This window comes from Leeuwenhoekiella marinoflava DSM 3653 (assembly GCF_900129005.1).
Lineage (GTDB): Bacteria > Bacteroidota > Bacteroidia > Flavobacteriales > Flavobacteriaceae > Leeuwenhoekiella > Leeuwenhoekiella marinoflava.
The window spans coordinates 1-4,998 of record NZ_FQUN01000037.1 but is presented as its reverse complement, the minus strand read 5'-3'; the positions used below and the strand labels follow the sequence as shown (position 1 = coordinate 4,998).

Here is a 4,998-nt window from a genome sequence, read left to right as displayed (position 1 = left end):
ATCTGCTTATTCTTGACGACTTCGGTCTTAAAGGTCTGGACAACATAAACAGACACTCTTTTATGGAGATCATCGAAGACAGACACGGAAAAAAGTCAACTATAATCGCCTCTCAATTACCTGTCGAAGCCTGGCACGACATTATAGGAGAGCAAACCATTGCCGATGCTATATTAGATCGATTGGTACACACCGCCCACAGGATCGATATCAAAGGAGAATCCATGAGAAAAAAACTGAAAAATAAAGAGTAAATTTAACCACAAAGGAATCGACTTCCAGTACTTAGTTTGCTATGCTCACTTTCATCCGGCGAACGTGGTTCACTTTGACCGGCTTATCCAAGTAGGCAGTCGAGCACCCGATAAATGAGTATTTTTTTGCAAAGTACATCAGGTAAAATTACCTGAATATCAGCCTTATAAAATGCAAATTCAAACACATTGATGATTTTTCAATATCGCTTCACTAGCTACAGCTATTCTCATAACACAAATTTAACGCAACAATGTTGCACTAAAAGATAAACTATTTATACTTTTGCAACAGTATTGCATTAATGGATTCTAGTATGAAAACAAAATATTTTGATATTCTCGGCGTATATGCCGCCTTCTTTTGTTTAATCCATTGCATACTCTCCCCGATTTTATTCCTGCTTCCATTAAGGCTATTACATAATCCTGTGATAGATATCAGCTTCTTGATCATAGGATTGTTTCCTCTCATTAAAGTCTTACATAGTACGTCATCCGTTTATCTAAAAATTTTACTTGCCGCATCTTGGCTTTTGATTGCTACGTCAATTGCTTTAGAAACATTCCTACATAAGGAAACGTTGCTTATTTATTTTGGAGCTGCAGGGTTGATAACCGGACATCTTGTTAACTATAAAAATCATAAACACTAATCATGGATTTCTTTAAAGCTTACGAAGTAATTATCATAGGCGGAAGCTACTCCGGGCTTTCGGCAGCGATGACACTTGGCCGCTCTTTACGTTCCGTATTAATAATTGATGGCGAAAAACCCTGTAACAGACAAACCCCACATGCTCATAATTTTCTCACACAAGACGGTGAAAAACCGAACGTCATTGCTCAAAAAGCTAAAGAACAAGTCCTCAACTATGACAGCGTTCATTTTTTAGGAGATTTTGCGTTAAAAGGGAAAAAAACAAGGGAAGGCTTTGAAATAATTACAAAATCCGGAAAAACTTTTAGTGCACGAAAACTTATTGTTGCTAGTGGGATAAAAGACTTGATGCCGGAAATCAAAGGGTTTTCAGAGTGCTGGGGAATTACTGCTATCCACTGCCCATATTGCCACGGCTACGAATTCAAATCTGAAAAAACTGCAATTATGGCCAATGGTGAACGGGCATTCCATATGGCTAGTCTAGTCAATAACCTGACGGATGAACTCTGTATTTTGACGCAAGGAACACCTGATTTTGACGTGAAGCAACTTGATAAACTCAAAAAATACAACATCAGTATCATCGAAACTCCAGTAAAGGAAATTATACATGAAAATGGTGAACTTCAACAAGTAGTTTTGCAAGACGGTACGTGTTTAGTGTTAAAAGCAGTTTACGCCGCGTTGCCATTTGAGCAATCTTCTAATATTCCGATGGAATTAGGGTGCTCGCTCACTGAGACCGGTCACCTACAAGTCGATATGTTTCAAAAAACCGAAGTTTATGGAATCTATGCCTGCGGCGATAACACGAGCAAGATGCGTTCTGTGGCACATGCCGTGGCAACAGGAAATATTGCAGGCTCGATGGTAAATCACGAGCTGATTCAAGAAGACTTTTAAATGCTTCTGGTATTTCTTTTAAATCGTTTTACATATTTGTTATAATCGTATGCTCAAAACCTTAAGAAGTAGGATTTCACTCGTATTGTTAGCTCTATTCATTTCGATGAAAATGATAGGTCTACCGTGCTCACGCACGATGAAGATAAAGAGCATCTTACGCATTATAACATTTGTGAGCACACCGTTCTGAACAATCATTACAATCCGACGCTACTTTCAGATAGTACAGAATCTAAAGTATTAACTCCTCAGGTTCAACCTCTGTATGGTAAAAAGCATTTTAAACTTTTTGGATAGCCGATCAATCTCAGCATACGATATACCTATTATAATCTGGAGTTTTTGAAGCGTTTGTATCAGGAAGAATTTACGCTATATACCAGCTACCAACTTTTACAATCTGACTATCATTCCAATAAATTCAATTAAAAATGAACAGAAGAAACTTTTTTAAAAATACGACAGTTAGCGCACTGGGATCAACTTTGCTAACTCCATTCAACGCATTAGAAGCCGCTGAACATGCACTAAGCTTCAAAAATAAAAAAGCAAAGAATATCATTATGCTCGTGAGTGACGGGATGAGTACCGGTACCCTGAATATGGCCGATTTACATCTGCGGCGGCATACCGGAAAAAGCAGTAACTGGATGCAACTGTACAACGACAATACAGTAACCCGGGCTTTGATGGATACGGCTTCGGCGAGCTCTATCGTAACCGATTCTGCTGCTGCGGCTTCATCATGGGGCGGTGGCGTGCGCGTGCCGAATGGTTCTCTTAATGTTAGTGAAAATGGGGAAGAGCATATGCCGCTTTGGCAAAAGTTTAAAAAAGCCGGTAAAAAAACGGGGATAGTCACCACCGTACCGGCAACACATGCTACTCCGGCAGGTTTCTGTGTGAATTCTAAATCTAGAAATGCTCAGGAACACATCGCGGAACTGTATTTGGAACATCGGTTTGACGTAGTGATGGGGGGTGCACAAAAGTATTTTTCCGCTGAAGCGAGAAAAGATAAAAAAGATATGTTTAGCGCATTTGAGCATGCGGGCTATCAGGTTTTTAAAAATCGAGTTGAGATGCTCCATGCTAATCACAAGCAGCCTATTCTGGGAGTTTTCGGCAGCGATGCCCTACCCTATTCGATTGACCGAGAAAACGACGAGAATTTAAGGACTGAATATCCCTCCCTAGCCGAAATGACGCAAACGGCCATCGACGCAATGAATGATCACAAACAAGGGTTTACACTACTTGTGGAAGGTGGAAAAGTGGACTGGGCCGCCCACGGCAACGACATTGCGGGACTTATCTATGACCAGATTGCTTTTGACGAGACAATAAAAATCGCTATAGATTTTGCTAAAAAAGATAACGAAACTTTGGTTATCATCACTACAGATCACGGGAACGCGAATCCTGGAGTGATTTACGGCGGTAATGCTAATGAAAACTTTGATTCCATTCAAAACTATAAGCATTCTAACGAATGGATTTTAAACGGCTTCAATCCAAATACAAGCTTATCCCAAATCAAAGAGCGAATCAATCATGCTAACGGCATAGGAATCACAAATAACGAAGCGCAATCCATCATTCGATATTATGATGATTTGGTTTCAGAAGATGGTTTATACAATCCACGGCATTTGCCCTTTGGCCTGCTTGCAGATATTCAGAAAAAGTACAATTCTGTAGGATGGATCAGTATGCAGCACTCTGCAGATTATGTGGAACTCGCCATGTTCGGCCCGGGAAGTGAGCTCTTAAAACCTTTCGTGAAAAATACAGATCTGCACTATTTAATGTTAGAAGCTGCAGCGGTTAAGAATAGCTTTTAAAGTCGGTTACTGTAAAAGAAAAAGTCGAGTAAAACGATTTATATTTATTTAAGTTTATACTATAATCAGTGTGCCATTAAAAACAGTCCTTTTCTATCTTATTACTAGTTATCTTCTTTATGACGAAGATGGCCGTTCTTCATATAATCACTCATGACGATTCACACCTAAAAGAGGACTGTGCTATTTGGCTCACTTTAGTAGCAGATCATCACAACGCAGTAGTTTTACAAGAGCCTGAAGAATTTCTTCCGGCAGCTTTTTATCTGACTCATCAAGAAAAACGGCTAGCTAACCCTGCTGTATTTTATCAAAGAACACTCCAAACCTATCATTTATTCTCCCGGTCTCCACCAGTAGGTGGTATAACGCATAGCGACTTTATTTTTAAACGCAATCCTAAAAACCTGATTTCGACGTAAGAAAAGCGTTTTTTAGCATAAAAAAAGCAGAAATATAGTTATATTTAAGTGACTGAATACTAAAATACGAACCTAATTCCTGCTTATGATTTCTACAAATAAAATTACTGAAATTTTCTGTTCTATTGATGACTTTTGTAAAGTTTTTGATTAACACTCAAATAATATTGAAACACATTATTAATACACTCCATTTTTAAACGAAATAAAAAACTAGCAGCATAGTCACTCAACTTAAAGTCCAGTTTTTTGTTGCAAGTACACGCCGTTGTATATGCCTCTGAAATTTAGTGAATATGAGTGATCTCATCCTATAGGTGTACAAGCACCCTAAATCTGTAATGGGTCATTTATAGATCCTTGTAACTTTCTATTTTTAGCACCTTTATGGAAAAAATAAAAGCCCTCTTAGGAAACAAGTAGGACCATTTTGAACCTCCAAAACTTCCAGTAGAGCGCCTTGATTTTATCGAATCCGGTCAAAATATAGTATTGGCCGGGAATCCTGGTACCGGGAAATCCCACATAGATTCATTTAGGATTCATTCAAAGACTCAAAGTTTAAATTTTCAAGATTTTACCTTGACATTACTGCATAAAAAAAGTCCGCATCAATTAAATGATGCGGACTTTAAAACAAGGCGGCGACCTACTCTCCCACGAGATGCAGTACCATCGGCGCTAACGGGCTTAACTACTCTGTTCGGAATGGTAAGAGGTGAGCCCCGTCGCTATAACCACCTTAAGCGGTCGTATGAGTGCTATACATACTTAAATAAGTTAACATATTGGGTAATAATAAAGATTCTTGAGATACAAGATTCACTATACATCATATAAATTATTATAAGAGTGTCTCTCCCGCATCCTAAGATGCGGGAAAGATGTACATAAGCTTACGGGTTATT

General features: G+C 38.7%; 6 protein-coding genes and 1 rRNA gene. 6 read left to right on the top strand and 1 reads right to left on the bottom strand.

Annotation, left to right across the window (positions count from 1 at the left end):
* From BUB91_RS20555 to BUB91_RS20535, 6 genes are all read left to right on the top strand, one after another.
* A partial coding sequence (locus tag BUB91_RS20555) for an ATP-binding protein (protein ID WP_175551019.1) occupies positions 1-254 on the top strand: 254 nt, incomplete at its 5' end.
* Between the two features lie 305 nt (positions 255-559).
* The gene (locus tag BUB91_RS21695; RefSeq protein WP_083558096.1) at positions 560-910 is read left to right on the top strand and encodes a MerC domain-containing protein; all 351 of its coding nucleotides are present in this window, start codon (positions 560-562) and stop codon (positions 908-910) included.
* Positions 911-912: 2 nt separating this feature from the next.
* Positions 913-1,821, top strand: a complete 909-nt coding sequence (locus tag BUB91_RS20545; protein WP_073101312.1) for an NAD(P)/FAD-dependent oxidoreductase — start codon at positions 913-915, stop codon at positions 1,819-1,821.
* 126 nt (positions 1,822-1,947) lie between these two features.
* Positions 1,948-2,121 (top strand): hypothetical protein, encoded by a 174-nt coding sequence (locus tag BUB91_RS21115; RefSeq protein WP_164917893.1) that lies wholly within the window; start codon positions 1,948-1,950, stop codon positions 2,119-2,121.
* A gap of 134 nt (positions 2,122-2,255) precedes the next feature.
* Complete coding sequence (locus tag BUB91_RS20540) at positions 2,256-3,668, top strand: alkaline phosphatase (RefSeq protein ID WP_073101310.1); 1,413 nt, start codon at positions 2,256-2,258, stop codon at positions 3,666-3,668.
* A 119-nt stretch (positions 3,669-3,787) separates the two neighbouring features.
* Complete coding sequence (locus BUB91_RS20535) at positions 3,788-4,090, top strand: hypothetical protein (protein WP_128759416.1); 303 nt, start codon at positions 3,788-3,790, stop codon at positions 4,088-4,090.
* A gap of 636 nt (positions 4,091-4,726) precedes the next feature.
* On the opposite strand, the gene rrf is transcribed toward BUB91_RS20535, so the two are convergent.
* A 5S ribosomal RNA gene (gene rrf, locus BUB91_RS20530) occupies positions 4,727-4,835 on the bottom strand.
* Between the last annotated feature and the right edge of the window lie 163 nt (positions 4,836-4,998).

Bases quoted from the DNA above. Each gene is read 5' to 3' on its own strand.
- BUB91_RS20535 (WP_128759416.1), top strand. From the start codon at position 3,788: ATGACGAAGATGGCCGTTCTTCATATAATCACTCATGACGATTCACAC.
- BUB91_RS20545 (WP_073101312.1), top strand. From the start codon at position 913: ATGGATTTCTTTAAAGCTTACGAAGTAATTATCATAGGCGGAAGCTAC.
- BUB91_RS21695 (WP_083558096.1), top strand. From the start codon at position 560: ATGGATTCTAGTATGAAAACAAAATATTTTGATATTCTCGGCGTATAT.
- BUB91_RS20540 (WP_073101310.1), top strand. From the start codon at position 2,256: ATGAACAGAAGAAACTTTTTTAAAAATACGACAGTTAGCGCACTGGGA.